Annotated in this window: 23 protein-coding genes and 2 pseudogenes; 8 read left to right on the forward strand and 17 right to left on the reverse strand. The window is 73.0% G+C overall.

The window, feature by feature from the left end; translation table 11 throughout:
• Nucleotides 1–7 precede the first annotated feature (7 nt).
• Nucleotides 8–739 carry a VIT1/CCC1 transporter family protein gene (locus V4Y04_RS08375; RefSeq protein ID WP_332426716.1) on the reverse strand — a complete coding sequence of 244 codons (732 nt, stop codon included), beginning with the start codon at nucleotides 737–739 and terminating at the stop codon, nucleotides 8–10.
• Nucleotides 740–1,048: 309 nt separating this feature from the next.
• Here V4Y04_RS08375 and V4Y04_RS08380 point away from each other — a divergent pair, with 309 nt between their 5' ends.
• From V4Y04_RS08380 to V4Y04_RS08405, 6 genes are read left to right on the forward strand one after another with little or no spacing between them, the layout of a single operon-like run.
• Nucleotides 1,049–2,074 carry an ADP-ribosylglycohydrolase family protein gene (locus tag V4Y04_RS08380; protein WP_332426718.1) on the forward strand — a complete coding sequence of 342 codons (1,026 nt, stop codon included), beginning with the start codon at nucleotides 1,049–1,051 and terminating at the stop codon, nucleotides 2,072–2,074.
• Nucleotides 2,071–3,546, forward strand: coding sequence for an ADP-ribosylglycohydrolase family protein (locus V4Y04_RS08385; RefSeq protein ID WP_332426719.1), 1,476 nt, complete (start codon nucleotides 2,071–2,073; stop codon nucleotides 3,544–3,546). The genes V4Y04_RS08380 and V4Y04_RS08385 overlap by 4 nt, the downstream gene beginning before the upstream one ends.
• A gap of 7 nt (nucleotides 3,547–3,553) precedes the next feature.
• Complete coding sequence (locus tag V4Y04_RS08390) at nucleotides 3,554–4,735, forward strand: ADP-ribosylglycohydrolase family protein (protein ID WP_332426720.1); 1,182 nt, start codon at nucleotides 3,554–3,556, stop codon at nucleotides 4,733–4,735.
• Nucleotides 4,723–6,246: an ADP-ribosylglycohydrolase family protein gene (locus V4Y04_RS08395; RefSeq protein WP_332426721.1), complete on the forward strand. Its 1,524-nt coding sequence runs from the start codon at nucleotides 4,723–4,725 to the stop codon at nucleotides 6,244–6,246. Before V4Y04_RS08390 ends, V4Y04_RS08395 begins: the two co-directional genes overlap by 13 nt.
• A complete protein-coding gene (locus V4Y04_RS08400) occupies nucleotides 6,243–7,484 on the forward strand; it encodes a CaiB/BaiF CoA transferase family protein (protein WP_332426723.1) in 1,242 nt (413 codons plus the stop codon). The genes V4Y04_RS08395 and V4Y04_RS08400 overlap by 4 nt, the downstream gene beginning before the upstream one ends.
• Nucleotides 7,481–8,323 carry an HpcH/HpaI aldolase/citrate lyase family protein gene (locus tag V4Y04_RS08405; protein WP_332426725.1) on the forward strand — a complete coding sequence of 281 codons (843 nt, stop codon included), beginning with the start codon at nucleotides 7,481–7,483 and terminating at the stop codon, nucleotides 8,321–8,323. The genes V4Y04_RS08400 and V4Y04_RS08405 overlap by 4 nt, the downstream gene beginning before the upstream one ends.
• 249 nt (nucleotides 8,324–8,572) lie before the next feature.
• On the opposite strand, the pseudogene lgt reads toward V4Y04_RS08405, so the two are convergent.
• From lgt to hisI, 11 genes and pseudogenes are all read right to left on the reverse strand, one after another.
• Nucleotides 8,573–9,637: pseudogene (gene lgt, locus V4Y04_RS08410) on the reverse strand (prolipoprotein diacylglyceryl transferase); the annotation flags it as partial.
• 81 nt (nucleotides 9,638–9,718) lie between these two features.
• A complete protein-coding gene (locus tag V4Y04_RS08415) occupies nucleotides 9,719–10,498 on the reverse strand; it encodes a DsbA family protein (protein ID WP_332426726.1) in 780 nt (259 codons plus the stop codon).
• A gap of 176 nt (nucleotides 10,499–10,674) precedes the next feature.
• On the reverse strand, nucleotides 10,675–11,493 hold the full coding sequence (trpA, locus tag V4Y04_RS08420) for a tryptophan synthase subunit alpha (RefSeq protein ID WP_332426727.1): 819 nt from the start codon (nucleotides 11,491–11,493) through the stop codon (nucleotides 10,675–10,677).
• Nucleotides 11,490–12,776, reverse strand: a complete 1,287-nt coding sequence (gene trpB / locus V4Y04_RS08425; RefSeq protein WP_332426729.1) for a tryptophan synthase subunit beta — start codon at nucleotides 12,774–12,776, stop codon at nucleotides 11,490–11,492. Before trpB ends, trpA begins: the two co-directional genes overlap by 4 nt.
• A 134-nt stretch (nucleotides 12,777–12,910) precedes the next feature.
• Nucleotides 12,911–13,081, reverse strand: a complete 171-nt coding sequence (trpM, locus tag V4Y04_RS08430) for a tryptophan biosynthesis modulator TrpM (RefSeq protein ID WP_332426731.1) — start codon at nucleotides 13,079–13,081, stop codon at nucleotides 12,911–12,913.
• 20 nt (nucleotides 13,082–13,101) lie between these two features.
• Nucleotides 13,102–13,911 carry an indole-3-glycerol phosphate synthase TrpC gene (gene trpC / locus V4Y04_RS08435; protein ID WP_332426733.1) on the reverse strand — a complete coding sequence of 270 codons (810 nt, stop codon included), beginning with the start codon at nucleotides 13,909–13,911 and terminating at the stop codon, nucleotides 13,102–13,104.
• Between the two features lie 182 nt (nucleotides 13,912–14,093).
• Nucleotides 14,094–14,519, reverse strand: a complete 426-nt coding sequence (locus V4Y04_RS08440; RefSeq protein ID WP_332426735.1) for a DUF2752 domain-containing protein — start codon at nucleotides 14,517–14,519, stop codon at nucleotides 14,094–14,096.
• An 84-nt stretch (nucleotides 14,520–14,603) separates the two neighbouring features.
• A complete protein-coding gene (locus V4Y04_RS08445) occupies nucleotides 14,604–14,855 on the reverse strand; it encodes an HGxxPAAW family protein (protein ID WP_332426736.1) in 252 nt (83 codons plus the stop codon).
• Between the two features lie 169 nt (nucleotides 14,856–15,024).
• The gene (locus V4Y04_RS08450) at nucleotides 15,025–15,666 is read right to left on the reverse strand and encodes a TIGR02234 family membrane protein (RefSeq protein WP_332432757.1); all 642 of its coding nucleotides are present in this window, start codon (nucleotides 15,664–15,666) and stop codon (nucleotides 15,025–15,027) included.
• A 129-nt stretch (nucleotides 15,667–15,795) separates the two neighbouring features.
• Nucleotides 15,796–17,289 (reverse strand): anthranilate synthase component I, encoded by a 1,494-nt coding sequence (locus tag V4Y04_RS08455; protein WP_332426737.1) that lies wholly within the window; start codon nucleotides 17,287–17,289, stop codon nucleotides 15,796–15,798.
• A gap of 11 nt (nucleotides 17,290–17,300) precedes the next feature.
• On the reverse strand, nucleotides 17,301–17,711 hold the full coding sequence (gene hisI, locus V4Y04_RS08460; RefSeq protein WP_332426738.1) for a phosphoribosyl-AMP cyclohydrolase: 411 nt from the start codon (nucleotides 17,709–17,711) through the stop codon (nucleotides 17,301–17,303).
• Between the two features lie 164 nt (nucleotides 17,712–17,875).
• On the opposite strand from hisI, the gene V4Y04_RS08465 reads away from it, so the two are divergent.
• Complete coding sequence (locus V4Y04_RS08465) at nucleotides 17,876–18,511, forward strand: TIGR03085 family metal-binding protein (RefSeq protein WP_332426739.1); 636 nt, start codon at nucleotides 17,876–17,878, stop codon at nucleotides 18,509–18,511.
• A gap of 95 nt (nucleotides 18,512–18,606) precedes the next feature.
• Entirely contained in the window at nucleotides 18,607–19,005 is a 399-nt protein-coding gene (locus V4Y04_RS08470; RefSeq protein WP_332426740.1) for a VOC family protein, read from the forward strand.
• A gap of 52 nt (nucleotides 19,006–19,057) precedes the next feature.
• On the opposite strand, the gene hisF is transcribed toward V4Y04_RS08470, so the two are convergent.
• The 5 genes and pseudogenes from hisF to V4Y04_RS08495 form a co-directional block, all read right to left on the reverse strand.
• The gene (gene hisF / locus V4Y04_RS08475) at nucleotides 19,058–19,816 is read right to left on the reverse strand and encodes an imidazole glycerol phosphate synthase subunit HisF (protein ID WP_332426741.1); all 759 of its coding nucleotides are present in this window, start codon (nucleotides 19,814–19,816) and stop codon (nucleotides 19,058–19,060) included.
• Nucleotides 19,817–19,938: 122 nt separating this feature from the next.
• A pseudogene (locus V4Y04_RS08480) lies at nucleotides 19,939–20,322 on the reverse strand (Rid family hydrolase); the annotation flags it as partial.
• Complete coding sequence (priA, locus tag V4Y04_RS08485; RefSeq protein WP_332426742.1) at nucleotides 20,319–21,044, reverse strand: bifunctional 1-(5-phosphoribosyl)-5-((5-phosphoribosylamino)methylideneamino)imidazole-4-carboxamide isomerase/phosphoribosylanthranilate isomerase PriA; 726 nt, start codon at nucleotides 21,042–21,044, stop codon at nucleotides 20,319–20,321. The pseudogene V4Y04_RS08480 and the gene priA, both read right to left, overlap by 4 nt.
• 4 nt (nucleotides 21,045–21,048) lie before the next feature.
• On the reverse strand, nucleotides 21,049–21,696 hold the full coding sequence (gene hisH / locus V4Y04_RS08490) for an imidazole glycerol phosphate synthase subunit HisH (protein WP_332426743.1): 648 nt from the start codon (nucleotides 21,694–21,696) through the stop codon (nucleotides 21,049–21,051).
• The gene (locus V4Y04_RS08495) at nucleotides 21,693–21,851 is read right to left on the reverse strand and encodes a hypothetical protein (protein ID WP_332426744.1); all 159 of its coding nucleotides are present in this window, start codon (nucleotides 21,849–21,851) and stop codon (nucleotides 21,693–21,695) included. The genes hisH and V4Y04_RS08495 overlap by 4 nt, the downstream gene beginning before the upstream one ends.

Genomic DNA, 21,851 nt, shown 5'->3' on the forward strand with positions numbered 1-21,851 from the left:
AGCCGGGTCATCCTATGGCCGTTCCGAACCATGTGCCCAGAGCGTATGTCACGCCGGCTGCCGCGCCACCGAGGGCGAGCTGTCGCAGACCGCTGTACCACCAGGTCCGCGCGGTCACCTTGGCGACCAGCGCGCCACACAGGAAGAGCCCCAGCAGCGCCAGCAGCACGGCGGGCCACAGCGTGCTCGCGCCGAGCAGGTACGGCAGTACGGGGAGCAGCGCGCCGAGCGCGAAGGCTCCGAAGCTCGAGACCGCGGCCACGGTGGGGGAGGGGAGGTCGCCGGGGTCGATCCCCAGTTCCTCGCGGGCGTGGATCTCCAGCGCCTGCTCGGGGTCCCGCGACAGCTGCCGGGCCACCTCGGCGGCGAGCTCCGGCTCGACGCCCCGGGCCTCGTAGAGGGCGGCGAGTTCGGCCTCCTCGTCCTTGGGGTGCTTGTGCAGCTCGCGTCGCTCGACATCCAGTTCGGCCTCGACGAGCTCGCGCTGGGAGGCGACGGAGGTGTACTCGCCGGCGGCCATGGAGAAGGCGCCGGCCGCGAGGCCCGCGAGGCCCGTGATGACGATGGTCTGCTGTCCGACCGAGCCGCCGGCCACGCCGGTCATCAGCGCGAGGTTGGAGACCAGGCCGTCCATCGCACCGAACACGGCCGGTCGCAGCCAGCCGCCGTTGACATCGCGGTGCGTGTGGTTGTCGCGGTGCGCCTCGTGCAGCGTCGCCTCGGTGTCGATGATCGCCATGCCGTCCCCCAGGGAGTTCGCGAAAGCGCCTGCAGAGCCGACGTCCCCGATGGCGGCCGCAGACCTCGTTCTAGACAAGTTCTACTTTTGAACAACACCCAATCTATGCTTCCTCATTCCCTTCCGCCAGCAAGGAAAGGCTGGGCTAACCTGCGGTTTTGTCGATTCCGCCGCTCGCCTGCGGGAGGGCCCGCGCAGATGTCGACCGGGTGACACCGGGGCCTGTGAGGCTGCACCGGACCTCACACCGGGGACAGTTCCGCAAAGGGCTTCGCGCCTCTCGGGGCGCCCCTGAGAGGAGAGCCGCGTATGGCATCGACCGCCTGCATCCCCTCTGCCCCGGCGCCCGGGGGCTCCCTCGGGCTCCGCGAACGGGCACGCGGCGCGCTGCTCGGCCTGGCCGTCGGCGACGCTCTGGGCGCCCCGGCCGAGAATTTGAAACCCTCCGAGATCCGCGCCCGGTGGGGCCGCATCACGGGATACGTGGCGGAGCACCCCGCGGGCACGGACGACACCGAGTACGCGATCCTGTCCGGCCTGCTGCTGGCCCGGCACGGATCGGCGCTCACCCCGGCGCAGGTCGGAGCGGCCTGGCACGAATGGATCGCGGACCGCGCCGAGGGGCGGTTCCGGGGCGCCGGATTCAGTGAGCGCGGCACCCTGGAGAACCTCCGCCGGGGGCTGGCCGCCCCCGTCTCCGCCCAGCACCGTCACGCCTGGAGCGACGGGCTGGCGATGCGGGCGGCGCCGCACGGCGTCTTCGCGGCCGGCCGCCCCGCCGAGGCCGCCCGGCTGGCCGCGATCGACGGCTCGGTCAGTCACGACGGCGAGGGCATCTACGGAGGCCAGGCGGTCGCGGCAGGCGTGGCGGCGGCGATGGCCGGGGCGCCGGTGGTCACCGTCGTGGCCACCGCGCTGGCCCTGGTGCCGGAGGACTCCTGGACCGCCCGTTCCCTGCGCCGCGCCGTCACCGTGGCCCACCGGGGCGAACGCGCGATCCGTTCCGCGGTAGTGATCGGCGGCTACCCCTGGACCGACCTGGCCCCCGAGGCCGTCGCCCTCGCCTTCGGCGCGTACGCGGCGGCGGACGGGGACTTCGAACAGACGGTGCTGACGGCCGTCAACATGGGCCGCGACGCGGACACCACCGCGGCGGTGGCGGGCGCCCTCGCGGGCGCGACCCTGGGCGCCGCCGCGATCCCGCAGGCCTGGGCGGCCGCGATCGGACCGGCCCGCGGCAGCTGCCTCCCCGCGATGGCGGGCCATCACGTCCTGGACATCGCGGACCTGCTCACTCCGGCACCGGCCGACAACCCCGCGGAGGCCCCGTCATGACCCTCTCCCCACCGGCGACGGCACCCCCATCCACACCACGGGACCGACCGCCGGAACATCCCCCGGCGTCCCCCGCCGAAAACCCCCCGCCGAGACCGCCCCCGCCCGGCCACGGGCCCCGTCCGCCCGACACGACCGCGCCCCGCCCTCCTGAAGCCGCTCCCGGGGCCGCCGACGGTGCGACAGCCCCACCGGGGCCACCCGCACCCGCACCCGCACCCGCACCCGCCCATGGAACCCGCCCGGGTGGTGCGGAGCGGAAACGCCGGGCCGAAGGCGAAGCCGAGGCTTCCGGCGACCGCCGGTCCGGGTCCGGCGACCACCGGCCCGCGACAGTACCCCTCACCCCGCCGCCGCAGGCACCCCGTATCGAGGGCCTCCTCCTCGGCCTCGCCGCCGGAGACGCCGCCGGCTGGCCCGCGGCACGCCACCGCGCCGCCCGGATGCCCGAGTGGACCCGGCGCCTCACCCGGGAGCTGGACACCTTCGCCGAGCAGAACGCGACCACCACCCTCCCCGTGCCCATCGCCCTCAACCAGCCCCCGGGCCCCCTGCGCCTGGGTCCCTCCGACGACGCCGAGTGGGCGGTGTTCGCCGCCGAGGCGGTCCTGCGGGCCGGCGACGACGGCGCGCTCGGCGACCTGAGCCGCGAACGCCGCACCCGGGCCGCCATCGACCTCACCTGGAACGCCATGGCCGGTGAGGTCGCCGCGGCCGCGGAACGCGCGCCCGAGATCGAGTCGGCCGTCCTGCCCCTGCGCGCCCGCATCTCCGTACGGGCCGGACTCGGCAACCTCGCCACCGGCCTGCGTCCGCCCGCCACCGGCCACGACAACCCGCACTACTTCGACGACGCGGCCTGCGTACGGGCCTGTGTCCTGGCCGTGGCCCACCCCGGCGACCCCGAGGGCGCCGCCGCGCTCGCCGAGTTCGACGCCCGCTACACCCAGGACGGCGACGGGGTGCACGGCGCCCGCGCGATGGCCGCCGCCATCGCCCTCGCGCTGGCCGGCGCGGACGTCGGGGCATGCGTGGCGGCCGCGGTGGCCGAGTTGCCCGAGGAGACGGAGATCGGCCGCAACGCCCGGCACGCGCTGCGGCTCGCCGCGGACATCGACGGCGCCTTCGCCCTCGTACCGCTCCTGGAGCACCAGATCGTCGACCACGTCTACAGCTACGGCATCGCCGCTGCCGAGACCGTCCCCGTGGCTCTCGCGCTGGCCACCGCCTCGCACGGCCGGATGGTGGAGGCGGTGCCCGCGGCGGCCTGTCTCTCCCGGGTCGCGGACTCCGCCCCCGCCCTCGTCGGCGCGCTGACCGGCGCGCTCGGCGGCGGCGCGGCGATCCCCGAGTCCTGGCGGGAGAGCTGCCGCATCCTCTCCGGCTGCACGCTTCCCCGGCTCACCGGCACCGACCTGGTGGAACTCGCCGGGCTCCTGGAAGCCGCACAACCGCCTCCCCCCGGAGGATGATTCGGGCATGACGCTCAAAGAGCACGAAAAGCGGGTTCGGGGTGCCTCCCTGGACGAACGGTTCACCGGCGCGCTGGTGGGAGCCGCCGTCGGCGACGCGCTCGGCGGCCCCGTCGAGGGGTACTCCCCCGAGCAGATCGTCGAGCGCCACGGCGGCCGTGTCCACGGCGTCGTCGGCCCCTGGAACGGTGACGCCTGGCGCACCGCCCGTCCGATCGCCCCGTACCACAAGGGCGACGGCCACGTCACCGACGACACCCTCATGACGCACGCCCTGGTCCGGGTGTACGCGCGGGTCCGGGGCCATCTGGACGCCCACGCCGTCGCCGACCACCTGGTCCCGGACCTGATGACGCACCCGCGCTGGATCCCGGAGCTGGAGGCGGAGGCGCTCCTGCTGCAGCGGGTCTTCCTCGCGGAGAAGTGGCTGGTGGCCCGGATCCACTACGGCCACGTCGATCCGCGCGAGGCGGGCGTCGGCAACATCGTCAACTGTGGTGCCGCGATGTACATGGCCCCGGTCGGCCTGGTCAACGCGGCCCACCCGGCGGGCGCCTACGCCGAGGCGCTGGACGTCGCGGGAGCCCACCAGTCGTCGTACGGCCGGGAGGCGGCCGGTGTTCTCGCCGCGGCGGTGGCGGCGGCGTGCGCGCCGGGAGCGACACCGGACTCGGTCGTCACCGCCTGTCTGTCCCTGGCGAAGGACGGCACGCGGACGGCGATCGAGCGGGTCTGCGAAGTGGCGTCCCGCCATACGGAGTTCGAGTCCGCGTTGCGCCCGCTGCGGGAGGCGGTGGCCCCGTACGACAGCGTGGGTCCCGACTACCGCGCTCCGTCGCTGGGTGCCCGCCGTCCCTCAAGGCTGCACGCGATCGAGGAACTCCCGGTCGCGCTGGGCATGGTGGTGGTGGCCGGCGGCGACTTCCGGCACGCGGTGCTGGGCGCGGTGAACTACGGCAGGGACTGCGACTCCATCGCCACGATGGCCGGTGCCGTGGCGGGTGCCCTCGGTTCGCCGGTTCCCGAGGACTGGGCGAAGACCGTGGCGGAGGCCAGCCGTCTCGACCTCCTGGAACCCGCGGCCACGCTGACGGAGGTGGCCCGCGAGGTCTTCGCACGCGATGTGTCCCGACGCCGCTCGCACGAAAGGGCGTTCGCCGAGCTGGGGGGCCCGGAATGCTCCGACTGACCTGGGTCCAGCCGGAGGACCTGATCGGGCACGAGCTGCGCCAGGCCGCCCAGGACGGCCGGTCGGCCACGGCCGTCGCCGCCGTCGCCGCCCGGTGGCGCGCGGCGGGCGGCCCCGAGGCCCCGCCCCGCGCGGGTGCCTCCCCGCGACCGGCGTCCCGCTACCTCCGGCTGCTGGCCGGGGACCTCCTGGACGAACTCGCCGACCTGCCCAGCGGCCTCGCGGACGATGAACCGACGGACCTCGGCGCCATCAAGTCCCTCTGCCCCGAATGGCCTTCACCTGTCGACACAGCTCCCCCGGCCTCCGACCACCCTGCCGCGGACCACCCTGACGCGGACCACCGCCGGGCCGGCCGTCTTGACGCGGACCGCAGCTGGACCGACCGTCCTGACACCGACCACCGCCGGAGCAGCCGTCCCGACACCGACCGCCTCGGAACCGAGCCTCTGGAAGCCGCCTGGCTCGGTCGTGCCGTCGGCTGCCTGCTCGGCAAGCCGGTGGAGAAGCTCCCCCTCGACGGCATCCGCCGACTCGCCCGGGCCACCGGGAACTGGCCTCTGAACTACTACTTCACCGCCCTCGGAGTCCCCGGGGAACTGGCCGCGCGGTACCCCTGGAACCGTCGCTCGGCGGCCACCTCGCTCGCCGAGAACATCGACGGGATGCCCGAGGACGACGACCTCGACTACCCGCTTCTCAACCTGCTGCTGCTCCAGCGGTACGGCAAGGGCTTCACCACCACGGACGTGGCCCGGCTCTGGCTGGACGAACTCCCGGCGGGCCGTTCCTTCACCGCCGAACGCGTCGCCTACCGCAACCTCCTCGACGGCGTGGAGCCTCCGCGCACCGCCCGCCACCGCAACCCGTTCCGCGAGTGGATCGGCGCCCTGATCCGTGCCGACGTGCACGGCTGGACCAACCCCGGCGATCCGGCGGGCGCCGCCGAGCAGGCCCACCGCGACGCCACCCTCACGCACACCGCGGGCGGTGTCCACGCCGCGATGTTCGGCGCGGCCGTCATCGCCACCGCCGCAGGCACAGGCGCAGGCGCAGGCGGCGACCGCCCGGACGTGCACGCCTGCCTGCGCGCCGGCCTCGCCGTCGTACCGCCCCGCTCCCGGCTCGCCCGCGCCGTGCGCGAGGCCGTCCGACTGGCACACGAGCACCATGACTTCACCACCGTCGTCGACCGGCTCCACGCCCTGCACGCCGGTGCCCACTGGGTGCACGCCGTCCCCAACACCGCCCTGATCGCCGCCGCCATCACCCACGCGGACGGCGACTTCACCGGCGCCGTCTGCCGTGCCGTGTCCGGCGGCTGGGACACGGACTCGAACGGCGCGACGGTGGGCGGTGTCACCGCCCTGCTCGCCGGTTCTCCCGCCGCCCTCCCCGAGCGTTGGACGGCCCCGCTGAAGAACCGGCTGGCCACCTCCGTCGGCGACTTCAACGGCGTCGGCTTCGACACCCTGGCCCGTCTGACCCGTCTGGAGGCCTCCCGCCCATGACCCGGCCCGTCACACCCACCGCCCCCTCCCCCGGCCCCTCCGCTCCCCCGCCCCCACCCCCTCTGACCGGCCTGCGGGTCCTGGACCTCGCCACCCTCTTCGCCGGGCCCCTCGCCGCGACGCTGCTCGGCGACTTCGGCGCGGAGGTCGTCAAGATCGAGCATCCGAGGAAGCCCGACCCCTCCCGCGGCCACGGCCCGTCGAAGAACGGCGTGGGGCTGTGGTGGAAGATGCTCGGCCGCAACAAACGGACCATCACCCTCGACCTGTCCACCCGCGGCGGCCGGGCGACCCTGCTGCGCCTCGCCAGGACCGCCGACGTGATCATCGAGAACTTCCGGCCCGGCACCCTGGAGAAGTGGGATCTGGGCTGGTCCGAACTGTCCGCCGCCAACCCCCGTCTCGTCCTGGCCCGGGTCACCGGCTTCGGCCAGTTCGGCCCGTACGCGCACCGGCCCGGCTTCGGCACACTCGCCGAGGCCATGAGCGGTTTCGCCGCCATCACCGGTGAGCCCGGCTCGCCCCCGACGCTGCCGCCGTTCGGCCTGGCCGACTCCATCGCGGGCCTGACCACGGCCTACGCGGTGCTGACCGCGCTCGCCGGGCGGGAGAGCACCGGCGAGGGCCAGGTCGTCGACATGGCCCTCATCGAACCGATCCTCACCGCGCTCGGACCCCAGCCGACCTGGTACGACCAGCTCGGCCACGTCCAGCCGCGCACCGGCAACCGCTCCCAGAACAACGCCCCGCGCGGCACCTACCTCACCGCCGACGGCACCTGGGTCGCCGTCTCCACCTCGGCCCAGTCGGTCGCCGAGCGGGTGATGCGGCTGGTGGGGAGGCCTGAGCTGATCGACGAACCATGGTTCGCCACCGGCGCCGGCCGCGCGGGGCACGCGGACGTCCTGGACGAGGCGGTGGGCGGCTGGATCGCCTGCCGCACCCGCGGAGACGTGCTCGCCGCCTTCGAGAAGGCCGAGGCCGCGGTGGCGCCCGTCCAGGACGTACGGGACGTGATGACCGACCCGCAGTACCGGGCCCTGAACACGATCACCACGGTCGACGACCCCGAGCTGGGCCCGCTGCGCATGCAGAACGTTCTCTTCCGCCTCTCGCACACCCCCGGCGCGATCCGCTGGGCGGGCCGCCCGCACGGCGCCGACACCCAGGAGGTGCTGACCGAACTGGGCCTCACCCCGGCCGAGCTGACGGCCCTGCGCGCGGAAGGCGCGCTGTGACGGTGGCCTCCCCGCTGACCTGGCTGTACGCACCGGGCGACCGGCCGTGGGTGGTGGCGAAGGCGCTCGTCTCCGGGGCCGACGTGGTGGTGATCGACCTGGAGGACTCCGTCGCCCCCGACCGCAAGGCGTACGCCCGGGCCGCCTGCGCCGAGCTGTTGTGCGACCCGCAGCCGGTCCCGGTCCACGTCCGCGTCAATGCCCTGACCGGTCCCTGGGGCGAGGCCGACCTCTTTGCCGTCGCCCCGGCCGGGGGCCTGGTGGGTCTGGCCGGTCTGCGGCTGCCCAAGGTGTCCTCGCCCGCCGACGTCGTCCGGGTCGCGCGGCGGGCCGTGTCCGCAGCCGGCGGCGCGCTCGGTCTGTACGCGCTGCTGGAGACGGCCCTCGGTATCGAGCGGGCGCACGACGTGGCCACCGCCCACCCGGCCCTGCGCGGTATCTCGATCGGTGAGGAGGACCTGCGGACCGACCTGGGCGTACGCGAGGACGCGGGCCTCGACTGGTCCCGCTCCCGCGTGGTCGTCGCCGCGCGGGCGGCGGGTCTGGCCCCGCCCGCCCAGTCCGTCCACCCGGACATCCGTGACCTGGACGGTCTCCGCGCCTCCTGCGCCCGTGGCCGTGCCCTGGGGTTCCTGGGCCGCGCCGCCATCCATCCGCGTCAGCTGCCGGTCATCGAGCGCGCCTATCTGCCCACCCAGGAGGAGATCGAGCGGGCGGAGACGGTCGTCAAGGCGGCGGCCGGCGAGCAGGGCGCCCAGGCACTTCCCGACGGCCGCTTCGTCGACGCGGCGGTGGTGACGGCCGCCCGGCGGGTCCTGTCCCTGGCCCACCGCATCTGAGGCCCCGCACACACGTCCGTGGGGCGCCCGGAGTTCCCGGGCGCCCCACGGCGTCGTTCAGGTACGACGGGCCGGCGGCGGGCCGGCAGACCGTCAGCTCTTCTTCGCCGACCCGGCCTCGTCCTTGGACCGTACGTCCCCGGACTCCGCAGCCCCGGAGTCCACGTCTGCGGAGTCCACGTCTGCGGAGTCCGCAGTCGCGGAATCCTCCTGGGCCTTCTCCGCCTCGGTGTCCTCGGCCTTCGCGTCACCCGGCTCGGCTGCGTCCTTGTCCGACGCTCCGCCGTTCCCCTTCGGGCTCGCGTCGGCCTTCGACCCGGTGTCCGGCTTCTTCGGCCCGGCTGCTTTCTTCGTCTCCGGGGAGTCCGCCTTGCCGCCCTTACCCGCGGTCTCCGGCTCGGCCGGCTCGGCCCCGGAACCGCTCCCGGCGTCGTCCGGGGCGTCGTCGCCTCCGGCGGAACCGCCTGTCGCGCCACCGGCCGTGCCACCGGCGGCAGCCGCGCCCGGTTCCACCACGGTCTCGCGTCCCGGGCGCAGCTTCGCCGACACCACGAAGTACACGACCGCGAGCACGAACACGATCATCGCGGTCCAGTTGTTCAGCCGCAGGCCCAGGATCTCGCGGGCCTCGTCGACGCGCATGTACTCGATCCAGAACCGGCCCGCGCAGTACGCGGCGACGTACAGCGCGAACGCCCGTCCGTGCCCGAGCTTGAAGCGGCGGTCCGCCCAGATGACCAGCAGGGCGACGCCCACGCACCACAAAAACTCGTACAGGAATGTCGGGTGGTAGTACCCCGGTACCCGGCCGCCCGCCGTGGACGTGATGTGCAGGGCCCACGGGAGGTCCGTCTCCCGCCCGTACAGTTCCTGGTTGAACCAGTTGCCCCAGCGTCCGATCGCCTGCGCCAGCACCAGACCGGGGGCCAGGGCATCGGCGTACGGCGGAAGGGCGATGCCCCGGCGCCGGCAGCCGATCCAGGCCCCCACAGCGCCCAGGGCGACGGCGCCCCAGATGCCGAGGCCGCCCTCCCAGATCTTGAAGGCGTCGACCCAGTTCCGGCCCTCACCGAAGTAGAGCTGGTAATCGGTGATCACGTGGTAGAGGCGACCGCCGACCAGACCGAACGGAACGGCCCAGAACGCGATGTCCCAGGCGGTTCCCTTCTGGCCGCCGCGCGCCACCCACCGGCGGTCGACGATCCAGAGGGCGACGAAGAGGCCGGCGAGGATACTGAAGGCATAGCCGCGGAGCGGAACGGGGCCGAGGTACAGCACCCCGCTCGACGGGCTGGGAATGTAGGCAAGTTCCATGGCAGGGTCGACGCTACCGCGCCGGACCGGTCCCACGGTGGGCGGCCCGGCTACGGGTCCATAACGGGAAGGCTCGCCCCCCTACTGCCGGTTGGCCTCCTCCACCATTTTCCTGAGCTTCGCCGGGGTCATCGTCCGGTCCTGGTAGATGTTCTTGTCGCCGAGCAGGACGGTCGGTGTGCCGGAGAAGCGGCCCTTCTGGAATGCCTCGTCGGACTTCGCGACCCAGCTGTTGTGCGTGCCGTCCTCCACGCAACTGCGGAAGGCAGGGGTGTCGAGGCCCTTGACCTTGCCGGCCAGCTCGATGAGCTCGGCGTTGTCGGCGAAGGCGTCGTCCGTCTCCGGGGGCTGGTTGTCGAACAGCACGTCGTGGTATTCGGCGAACTTGCCGGTGTCCTGGGCACAGGCGGCCGCGTTGGCGGAGTTGCGGGAGCCGGTGCCGCCCATGTTCCCGTCGATCAGCGTGACGAGGTGGTACTCGATCTTCAACTGGCCGGACTCGGTCAGCTCATGGAGGGTCGGCCGGTACGCCAGCTCGAAGGACTTGCAGGCGGGGCAGCGGAAGTCCTCCCACACGGTGAGGGTGGACTTGGCGCTCTCCTTGCCGACCGGGACGGCGAGACCGTCCTTGCCGAGCGCCCCCGAGGGCGCCACCACCGGGCCTGCCTCCTCACTACTGCCGTCGTCCTTGCCCGCGTTGGCGGCGACGACGCCGATCACCGCCGCGAGCGCCAGGACACAGACCACGCTCGCACCCACGATCAGGGTGCGGCGCCGTCTGTCCGCCGCCTTCTGCTTCTCACGCTCGACCACCAGCCGCTCACGGGCGGTGCGCTTTCCCTCACGGTTCTTCTCGCTCACACCCCGCAGAACGAACCGGGGAGGCGCAGCGCGCCTCCCCGGCCCCAGATCCACCCGTACGAGGGACTCGTATGACCAGCTGCGGAGCGTTTGCCGATGACGGGACCCGGCTCTGCCGTCCCGGGTCCGGCACGGCCGGGGCCGGTCACACCCGCTGTCACCGGCCCCGCACGCCGTCAGGACCGGCCGCGTACGCCCTCGGCCAGCTCGCCCGCGAGCGCCCGCACGGCCTGGAGGCCCGCGGCCGGGTCGGGGGCGTCCAGCAGCCGCTTGACGAAGGCCGATCCGACGATCACACCGTCGGCGAAGCGGGCGACCTCGGCGGCCTGGACGGCGTCGGAGACACCGATCCCGACGCACACCGGCAGCTCGGCGCGGCTCGCCCGGGCCCGTGCCACCAGGTTCTCGGCCTGCGCGCCGACCGACTCGCGGGTACCGGTGACGCCCATGAGCGAGGCGGCGTAGACGAAACCGCTGCCCGCCGCGGTGATCTCGGCGAGCCGCTCGTCCTTACTGCTGGGCGCGACGACGAAGACGGTGGCCAGACCGTGCTTGTCGGCGTGCTCCCGCCACAGCGCCGACTCCTGGACGGGCAGGTCGGGCAGGATGCAGCCGGCGCCGCCCGCCTCGGCGAGTTCGGCGGCGAACCGCTCGACGCCGTAGCGGTCGACGGGGTTCCAGTACGTCATGACGAGGATCGGCTTCCCGGTGGCCCGGTGGGCCTCCCGGACCGTGCGCAGCACGTCGGCGATCCGTACGCCACCGCGCAGGGCGATGTCGTCGGCGGTCTGGATGACGGGACCGTCGAGGACGGGGTCGCTGTGCGGCAGGCCCACCTCCACGACGTCGGCACCGCCGTCGATGACGGCCTTCACGGCGTCGATGCCTCCGTCGACGGTCGGGAACCCGGCCGGGAGGTAGGCGATCAGCGCGGCGCGGCCCTCGGACTTCGCCGCGGCGAGGGTGTCGTTCAGCAGCTTCACGTTCCCGCTCACTTGGCGTCCCCCTCGATCTCGGCGGTCTCGGTGTCCGCGTCGGCGGCGACGGTCCTGTCGGTGTCGTACAGGCCGAAGTAGCGGGCGGCGGTGTCCATGTCCTTGTCGCCCCGGCCGGACAGGTTGACGACGATCAGTCCGTCCTTGCCCAGTTCCCTGCCGACCTCCAGGGCGCCGGCCAGCGCGTGGGCGCTCTCGATGGCCGGGATGATGCCCTCGGTGCGCGACAGCAGCCGCAGGGCCCCCATGGCGGCGTCGTCGGTGACCGCGCGGTACTCGCCGCGGCCGGAGTCCTTGAGGTAGGCGTGCTCGGGGCCGATGCCCGGGTAGTCGAGCCCCGCCGAGATGGAGTACGGCTCGGTGATCTGGCCCTCGTCGTCCTGGAGGACGTAGGAACGCGAGCCGTGCAGGATGCCGGGCTCACCCGCGGTGAGGGTGGCCGCGTGCTCGCCGCTCTCGATGCCGTGTCCGGCGGGTTCGCAGCCGACGAGGCGGACCGAGGCGTCCGGGATGAAGGCGTGGAAAAGGCCGATGGCGTTGGAGCCGCCGCCGACGCAGGCGATCGCGGCGTCGGGCAGCCGTCCGGCCCGCTCCAGCATCTGGCGGCGGGTCTCGACGCCGATGACACGGTGGAAGTCGCGGACCATGCCGGGGAAGGGGTGGGGTCCGGCGACGGTGCCGAAGAGGTAGTGCGTGCGGTCGACGTTGGCGACCCAGTCGCGGAACGCCTCGTTGATGGCGTCCTTGAGGGTGCGGCTGCCGGACTTCACAGCGATGACCTCGGCGCCGAGCATGCGCATCCGGGCCACGTTGAGGGCCTGGCGCTCGGTGTCGATCTCGCCCATGTAGATGGTGCAGTCGAGGCCGAACAGGGCGCAGGCGGTGGCGGTGGCGACTCCGTGCTGGCCGGCGCCGGTCTCGGCGATGACACGGGTCTTGCCCATGCGCCGGGTGAGCAGGGCCTGGCCGAGCACGTTGTTGATCTTGTGGGAGCCGGTGTGGTTGAGATCCTCGCGCTTGAGGAAGACCCGGGCACCGCCGGCGTGCTCGGCGAACCGGGGCACCTCGGTGAGGGCGCTCGGGCGACCGGTGTAGTGGACCATCAGGTCGTCGAGTTCGCGGGCGAACTCGGGGTCGGCCTTGGCCTTGTCGTACTCGACGGCGACCTCGTCCACGGCGGCGACGAGCGCCTCCGGGATGAACTTGCCGCCGAACGCGCCGAAGTAGCCCTCGGTGCTGGGCACCTGGCCCTCGGGATCGGGGAAGAAGAACTGGCTGGGCATGCGGAAACCTCACGATGAGTGTGTGGACACGTTTCGCCGTGGGGGGGCAGGGCTCACCGGCCGGCTTCAGACCGTGTGCGGCTGGTTTCGCCGACGCGGCCGAGTGGCGCGCCGGTACTGCCCCGCGCCCCTTGTCAGGGGCGGTGCCATCGCAGTCCGTTGACCTGGCCGGGCTCGTTACCGATGTGGTAGCGCACCCTGCGGCCGAGCACGCGGCGCGCGGGGGCCCGGCAGCCGCGCGGGCGGCAGCCGCGGGCGAGGCGCGCGTACGGGTCCCTGGCCATCAGGGTGATCGGGAGGGTCATCAGTGCCAGCCTATCGGGCGTCAGCCGCGTCCGTGGCGCAGCGCCGGGTGCTCGCCGGCCGCCACCAGGTCGGCCACCGCGGTCTTCGGGTCGCGGCCGGTGACCAGGGACTCGCCGACCAGGACGGCGTCGGCGCCGGCGTTGGCGTAGGCGATGAGGTCGTGCGGGCCGCGGACGCCGGACTCGGCGATCTTGACCAGGTGGTCCGGGATCTCGGGGGCGACGCGCTCGAAGGTGCCCCGGTCGACCTTGAGGGTCTTGAGGTCGCGCGCGTTGACCCCGATGACCTTGGCGCCGGCGTCGACCGCGCGCTCGACCTCGTCCTCGTCGTGCACCTCGACGAGCGGGGTGAGCCCGATGGAGACGGCACGCTCGATCAGCGACTCCAGGGCCGGCTGTTCGAGGGCGGCGACGATGAGCAGCGCGAGGTCGGCACCGTGCGCCCGCGCCTCCCAGAGCTGGTACGAGGTGACGATGAAGTCCTTGCGCAGGACGGGGATGTCCACCCGCGCGCGGACCGCCTCCAGGTCGGCGAGGGAGCCGCCGAAGCGGCGCTGTTCGGTGAGGACGGAGATGACGGCCGCGCCGCCCGCCTCGTAGTCGGCGGCGAGTCCGGCCGGATCGGCGATCGCGGCGAGCGCGCCCTTGGACGGGCTGGAGCGCTTGACCTCGCAGATCACCTTGACGCCTTCGCCGCGCAGGGCGGCCGCGCCGTCCTTGGCCGCGGGAGCCTTCGCCACGCGCTCCTTGAGCTCGTCGAGGCTGACCCGTGCCTGGCGCTCCGCGAGGTCGGCACGGACTCCGTCGATGATCTCGTCGAGCACACTCACGCGAGGGGCCCCCTTCCAGACGGTCCGTCTTCAGTGCGTTCGTTTCCGTCCCTGGGGCGTTCCCCGTCCTCACGGACGGGTCGCCGGACGAAACCGGTGGTCATTGCGATGGTATCCGCAGCAGGGGGTACGCCTCACATCCGGTTGACGCCGGTCCCACTACCTGGACGTTCGCTGTTCGATCAAGGATGTAGCCAGCCGCCGAACGGCAGGTTCCGGACAACCGTGAAGACCAGCACAAACGTTCCCAGGGACCACAGGAGCACCGGTCGGGGGTCGATCCGGAGGGGTTTTCCGCGCACCGCGCGGACCACCCACACGGTCCAGAGGACGGCGAAGGCCGCGTAACCGAGGACGGCGGGCGCATTGGCCTGGAGAGCGGCCAGGAGGTCGCCGTGGGCGACGGCGTGCGCGCTGCGCAGTCCGCCGCAGCCGGGGCAGTACAGGCCGGTGAGGCGCAGCAGCGGGCAGGCGGGGTAGTGGCCGGGCTCGTTGGGGTCCACCGCCCCGACGTAGACGAAGGCTCCGGCGACGGCGGCGAGCGTTCCCGCGGGAAGGACGAGTCGGGCGGCGGTGCCGCGGGGCGCACTGTGGCTGACGGCGTTCACAGGGTGATTGTGCCCCCGCTCACGCGTCAGGGGCGGTTCCGGCACCCGTGTGCCGGCCGCCCCTGTCCGGAGTGTTCCCGGTGATCAGCTTTCGGCGCGGGCCGGCTCACGGCCTGCGGTCGGCGGGTTGAGGGGGTGGAAGTGCGGCTTCTGGCCCATGCCCATCTTGCTCATGATTCCGCCGACGACACCGCCGAGCAGCACGATGCCCATGCCGACCCAGAAGCCCACCGGTGAGCTCACCACCATGAACATGCTCGCGACGCAGAAACCGATGAACGAGATGATGACACCGGTCCAGGCGGCCGGGGTGTGACCGTGGCTGCTGCCCGCCATTGCTTGCTCCTCAGTGCTGTGTACGTGTCTGAGCAGGACGCTCGGATCAATTGTCCCGCACGCGCGCGCGTGCCGTGATCGGGGGTGCTCCTCCGCGCGGCGAACGCCCGTGGCCGGCTGCCCCGCGGAGGGGCCGGCTGCCCCGCGGAGGGGCCGGCTGCCTGGTGGTTCAGGCTCCGGTCGGGTCCTCGCCGCGGTCGAGGGCCTTCCACAGTTCCTCCGGCCGGTCGGGATCGCCGGCGGCGGCCGTGCGGCGTGGCCGCGGGGCGCCGCCGCGCTCGTAGCGGCCGGACATCGCGGGCCACAGCCTGCCGTAGCGCAGGGCGAGCGCGCCGGCCAGCAGGAGCAGCAGGCCGCCCACGGCCGCGACGTAGGGCCAGGCGGTGTGGCTGAGGGCTTCCACGGTGGCCGACGTGTCGCCGGAGACCTCGGCGGCCTTGTCGTCGAGCGCGGAGCTGTCGGAGGCGCCGAGCAGGGTGGCCGCGACGGTGCCCGCCCCGGACAGGGCGAGCAGCGCGGCGACGGCGAACCGGCCGGCCCGGCGGACGGCGAAGACGGCGACGAGGGCGGCCAGGCCCACCACGGCGAGGGCGGCGGGGACGCCGGTGACGTCGCTGCCGTTCGCGGTCAGGGGGAAGGAGCCGCCGGCCACGGTCGCGGTGCCCTGGGACCACTGCTGCCGGGTGGCGAGCAGGGCCACGGCCGCGCCCAGGGCGCCGCACAGCAGGGCGGCGGCGAGGCTGAGGCGGCCGGTCCGGGCGGAGCCGGCGGCCTCGGAACGGGGGTGAGGTACGGCAGTCACGTACTCCACTATCGCGTGAACCACGCGCGAACGGTCACCCGGGGCTCGTGCCGGTCGCATCTCACACGGTCCCGGGCGCATCTCACACAGCCCCGGGCGCGTCCCGCACGGTCCCGGGTGGGTGTCACACCGTGCGTGTCACCTCGCGCCCAGCCGGTTCGCCGTGTGGACGGCGCGCAGCACGGCGGCCGCCTTGTTGCGGCACTCGGTGTCCTCGGCCACCGGGTCGGAGTCGGCGACGATTCCGGCGCCCGCCTGGACGTACGCGGTGCCGTCGCGCAGCAGCGCGGTGCGGATGGCGATGGCGGTGTCGGAGTCACCGGCGAAGTCCAGGTAGCCCACGCAGCCGCCGTACAGTCCGCGCCGGGACGGCTCGAGTTCGTCGATGATCTGCATGGCACGGGGCTTGGGCGCGCCGGAGAGGGTCCCGGCCGGGAAGCAGGCGGTGAGCACGTCGAAGGCGGAGCGGCCGGGCGCGACCCGGCCGGTGACCGTCGAGACGATGTGCATGACGTGCGAGTACCGCTCGACGGACATGAAGTCGACGACCTCGACGGAGCCGGGCTCGCAGACCCGCCCGAGGTCGTTGCGGCCCAGGTCGACGAGCATGAGGTGCTCGGCGCGCTCCTTGGGGTCGGCGAGCAGTTCCTCGGCGAGGGCCTGGTCCTGCTGCGGGGTGGTGCCGCGCGGCCGGGTGCCGGCGATGGGGTGGACCATCGCCTGGCCGTCGTCGACCTTCACGAGTGCTTCGGGGGACGAACCGACGACGTCGAAGTCGTCGAAGCGGAACAGGTACATGTAGGGCGACGGGTTGGTGGCCCGCAGCACCCGGTAGACGTCCAGGGCGCTCGCCGTGACCGGGGTCTCGAACCGCTGGGAGGGGACGACCTGGAAGGCCTCTCCCGCGCGGATGCGTTCCTTGATGTCCTCGACGGCGGCCCGGAAGTCGGGGCCGCCCCACAGGACGGTGTGCTCGGGGAGTTCGGAGGGCGGGAGGACGGCCGGGGGCTGGGCCACCGCGCGGGAGAGGTCGGCCTCCATGGCGTCCAGGCGTGCCACGGCGTCGGCGTGGGCCTCGTCGACGCCGGTCTCCAGGTCGTTGTGGTTGATCGCGTTGGCGATCAGCCAGACGGAGCCCTCCCAGTGGTCCATCACGGCGAGGTCGCTGGTGAGCAGCATGGTCAGCTCGGGCAGGCGCAGATCGTCCCGCGCGCCGGGGCCGATCCGTTCGAGCCGGCGCACGATGTCGTAGCCGAGGTAGCCGACCATGCCGCCGGTGAAGGGCGGCAGACCGAGGTCGTGGGCGAGGTCGCGCGGGGTGTGCAGGGCCTCGAGTGTGGCGCGCAGCGTGGCGAGCGGGTCGCCGTCGGCCGGTACGCCGACGGGCGGGGTGCCCTGCCAGTGTGTCTGCCCGCCCTGTTCGGTGAGGGTGGCGGCGCTGCGGACGCCGACGAAGGAGTAGCGGGACCAGGACCGTCCGTTCTCGGCGGACTCGAGGAGAAAGGTGCCGGGGCGGTCCGCGGCGAGCTTGCGGTAGAGCGCGACCGGGGTGTCGCCGTCGGCGAGCAGTTTGCGGGTGACCGGGATGACCCGGCGGTCGGTGGCGAGCTTGCGGAACGTCTCGAGGTCCATGGCGGCAGACCTTACTGACCGGGGGCGTGCGCGCCGCTGCCCGCGTGGTCCGCGAGGGTGTCCGTGAGCAGCACGTCGGCGTCGAAGCAGGTGCGGGCGCCGGTGTGGCAGGCGGCGCCGGTCTGGTCGACCTTGACGAGGAGGGTGTCGGCGTCGCAGTCCAGGGCGACGGACTTCACGTGCTGGACGTGCCCGGAAGTGTCCCCCTTGACCCAGTACTCCTGGCGGCTGCGCGACCAGTAGGTGCAGCGACCGGTGGTCAGGGTGCGATGCAGCGCCTCGTCGTCCATCCAGCCGAGCATCAGCACCTCATGGGTGTCGTACTGCTGGGCGATGGCGGGCAGGAGGCCGTCGGGGCTGCGCTTGAGCCGCGCGGCGATCTCCGGGTCGAGCCGGCCGGGCCGGGACGTGCTGCTGGTCATGGAAACCATTGTGCCGTGCGGACGGGCGGCCCCCGGGCCGCGTCCACGGGTTGGGAAGGTACGAGGACGGGACGAGAGGCGGGGGCGGCGCGAAAGCGCCTCGTTCGGGGGTGGTGGTCGGGTGACGGGTGGGCGGACGGGGCGGGTCACCGTAGGCTGGCCGCATGTCGACCCATGCCAAGCGTGAACGACTTCTCCTGGCCGACCTGCTGGAGACCGCGGGCCCTGAGGCTCCCACTCTGTGCGAGGGCTGGCGCACCCGCGACCTCGCCGCCCATGTGGTGGTGCGCGAGCGCCGCCCGGATGCCGCCGGCGGGATGGTGGTCAAGCAGCTCGCACAGCGTCTGGAGCGGGTGATGGCGGAGTTCACCGCCAAGCCGTACGAGGAGCTGATCCAGCTGATCCGTACCGGCCCGCCGCGTTTCTCGCCCTTCAACCTCAAGCAGATCGACGAGTTGTCGAACGTCGTCGAGTTCTACGTCCACACGGAGGACGTGCGCCGCGCGCAGTCCGACTGGACGCCGCGTGAGCTCGACCCGGTGTTCCAGGACACCCTGTGGTCACGGCTCGAGTCCACTGCCCGGATGATGGGCCGCGGTGCCGCCACGGGCCTGGTGCTGCGCCGCCCGGACGGCCGGACGGTGGTGGCCCGCCGTGGCGCGCCGGTGGTCACGGTGACCGGCGAGGCGTCGGAGCTGCTGCTGTTCCTCTACGGGCGGCGCGAGGTGGCCAAGGTCGATCTGGAGGGCGACGCGGACGCGATCGAGAAACTGAACGCGTCCAAGCAGCTCGGTATCTGAATCCGAACGATCTCGGGGGCCGTCCGAGTACGGTCGTGGGTACCGGGGCCGGTCACCGGCCCCGGAAAGACTGCAAGATCGGAAAAAGAATCTCCATGATCAAGGTCGCCATGACCAGCGTGTACGTCGACGACGTGGCGAAGGCGCACGCTTTCTACACCGGCGTCCTCGGCTTCGAGACCCGCACCCGGACGGATCTGGGCGGTGGCACCCTGTTCGTCACGGTCGGGGCGGGCGAGGGGGCGCAGCGGGATCTTGAGCTGCTGCTGGAGCCGGGGCAGGGTCCCATCGCGGAGCCGTACCGCAGGGCGGTGCGCGAGGCGGGGCTGCCCGCCATCGTGTTCTCGGTGACGGACCTCCGCGCGGAGTACGAGCGGCTGCGCGGCGAGGGCGTGAACTTCGTCCAGGAGCCGCAGGATCAGGGCCCGGTGCTCACTGCCGTCCTGGACGACACGGTCGGCAATCTGATCCAGCTCGCCCAGCCGAAGGACTGAGCGAGCCGGCCGGGCCCCCGTCCGCCGGCCGGGCCGGCGCGCGGGGGGGGCCTCACCGCACCGGGTGGCCCGCTTCCCGCAGGGTCTGCTTGACCTGGCCGATGCGCAGGTCGCCGAAGTGGAAGACCGAGGCGGCGAGGACCGCGTCGGCGCCGGCGGCGATCGCGGGCGGGAAGTCGGCGAGCCGGCCCGCGCCGCCCGAGGCGATCACCGGGACGGTGACGTGCTTGCGGACGGCGGCGATCATGTCCAGGTCGTAGCCGTCCTTGGTGCCGTCCGCGTCCATGGAGTTGAGCAGGATCTCGCCCGCGCCCAGTTCCGCGGCCCGGTGGGCCCACTCGACGGCGTCGATGCCGGTGCCCCGGCGGCCGCCGTGCGTGGTGACCTCGAAGGAGTCGCCGGACCCGGTGCGGCGGGCGTCGACCGACAGGACGAGGACCTGGCGGCCGAAGCGCTCGGCGATCTCCCGGATGAGGTCCGGGCGGGCGATCGCGGCGGTGTTGACGCCGACCTTGTCGGCGCCCGCCCGCAGCAGTTTGTCCACGTCCTCGGGGGTGCGGACACCGCCGCCCACGGTCAGGGGGATGAACACCTGTTCGGCGGTGCGGCGCACCACGTCGTAGGTCGTCTCGCGGTTGCCCGACGAGGCGGTGATGTCCAGGAACGTCAGCTCGTCGGCGCCCTCGGTGTCGTACACCTTGGCCATCTCGACGGGGTCGCCCGCGTCACGCAGGTTCTGGAAGTTGACGCCCTTGACGACCCGGCCGTTGTCCACGTCCAGGCAGGGGATGACTCGGACCGCCAGGGTCATGAATCGTGCTCCTCTAGTGTCTGTTCGGTGTCCGCTGATCGATCTCGGTGTCCGCCGGCCGGTCCCGCCGACCGGCCCCGGTGGCCGCCGACGGCCTCGGTACCGGCCGGCCCGGTGGCGCCGAATGCCTCGACTTCCACCGCCACCAGTACGCGTGAGTCCATGAAGCCCTCCACCACCAGGAGGGTCGTGACCGGGCGCACCGTCTCGAACAGCTCTTTGTGGGCGCGACCCGCCGCGTCGATGTCCCGCGAGTGCGCGAGGTAGACGCGCGTGCGGATCACGGAGTCGACGCCGAGCCCGAATTCGGCGATCGCCTCCAGGGCACTGCCGAAGGCGGCCTTCGCCTGTTCGTACGGGTCGCCCTCCCCGTACAGGACGTCGCCCCTGAACGCGGTCGTGCCGGCCACCAGGACGCGGTCGCCCGCCGCCACGGCGCGTGCGGACCCGAAGGACTCTTCCCAGGGGCTGTCGCCCCGCACGCGCCGTACGGCTTCGGAGGTCATCGGGAGACAGCCTCCAGGGCCTCTTCCAGGGTGAACGCCTTCGCGTACAGGGCCTTACCGACGATGGATCCTTCGACACCGAGCGGGACGAGCTCGGCGATGGCCCGCAGGTCGTCGAGCGACGACACGCCGCCGGAGGCGACCACGGGGCGGTCGGTCGCGGCGCAGACGTTCTTCAGCAGTTCCAGATTGGGGCCCTGGAGGGTGCCGTCCTTGGCGATGTCTGTGACGACATAGCGCGCGCAGCCCTCCTTGTCGAGCCGCGCGAGGGTCTCGTAGAGGTCGCCGCCGTCGCGGGTCCAGCCGCGGCCGCGGAGGGTGGTGCCGCGGACGTCGAGTCCGACGGCGATCTTGTCGCCGTGCTCGGCGATGATCCCGGCGACCCATTCGGGGGTCTCCAGGGCGGCGGTGCCGAGGTTGACGCGCGTGCAGCCGGTGGCCAGGGCCGCGGCGAGCGTGTCGTCGTCGCGGATGCCGCCGGACAGTTCCACCTTGATGTCCATGGCGCCCGCGACCTCGGCGATCAGCGCGCGGTTGTCGCCGGTGCCGAACGCGGCGTCCAGGTCGACCAGGTGCAGCCACTCGGCGCCCGAGCGCTGCCAGGCGAGCGCGGCCTCCAGCGGGGAGCCGTAGGAGGTCTCGGTGCCGGACTCGCCGTGCACGAGGCGGACGGCCTGGCCGTCGCGGACGTCGACGGCGGGGAGGAGTTCGAGCTTGGCCATGTCGCTACAGGGTTCCGATCCAGTTGGTGAGGAGCTGGGCTCCGGCGTCGCCGGACTTCTCGGGGTGGAACTGCGTCGCCCACAGGGGGCCGTTCTCCACGGCGGCGACGAACGGCTTGCCGTGGGTGGACCAGGTGACCCTGGGCGCCCGCATCACCGGGTTGTCCACCTGGAGGGACCAGTCGTGGACGGCGTAGGAGTGCACGAAGTAGAAGCGGGCGTCCGCGTCCAGGCCGGCGAAGAGTTCGGTGCCGGTCGCCGCGTCGACGGTGTTCCAGCCCATGTGGGGCACGATGTCGGCCTGCAGCGGCTCCACCGAGCCGGGCCATTCGTCCATGCCCTCGGTCTCGACGCCGTGCTCGATGCCGCGGGCGAACAGGATCTGCATGCCGACGCAGATGCCCATGACGGGCCGGCCGCCGGACAGCCGGCGGCCGATGATCCAGTCGCCGCGCGCCTCCTTGAGGCCCTTCATGCAGGCCGCGAAGGCGCCGACGCCGGGAACCAGCAGCCCGTCGGCGTTCATGGCGGTGTCGAAGTCGCGAGTTATCTCCACGTCGGCGCCCGCGCGGGCGAGGGCGCGCTCGGCGGAGCGGACGTTGCCGAAGCCGTAGTCGAAGACCACGACCCGTTTGGTGGTGCTCACGGTCACACCTCCAGCCGGAGGATGCCCGCGGCCAGGCACATCGCGGCGCCGATGGCGAGCACCGCGATCACCCCCTTGGGCAACTTCTGCTTGGCGAACGAGACGACGCCGCCGACGAGGAACAGTCCGACGACGATCAGTACGGTGGACAGCCCGTTCAT

This window comes from Streptomyces sp. P9-A2 (assembly GCF_036634175.1).
GTDB lineage: Bacteria > Actinomycetota > Actinomycetes > Streptomycetales > Streptomycetaceae > Streptomyces > Streptomyces pratens.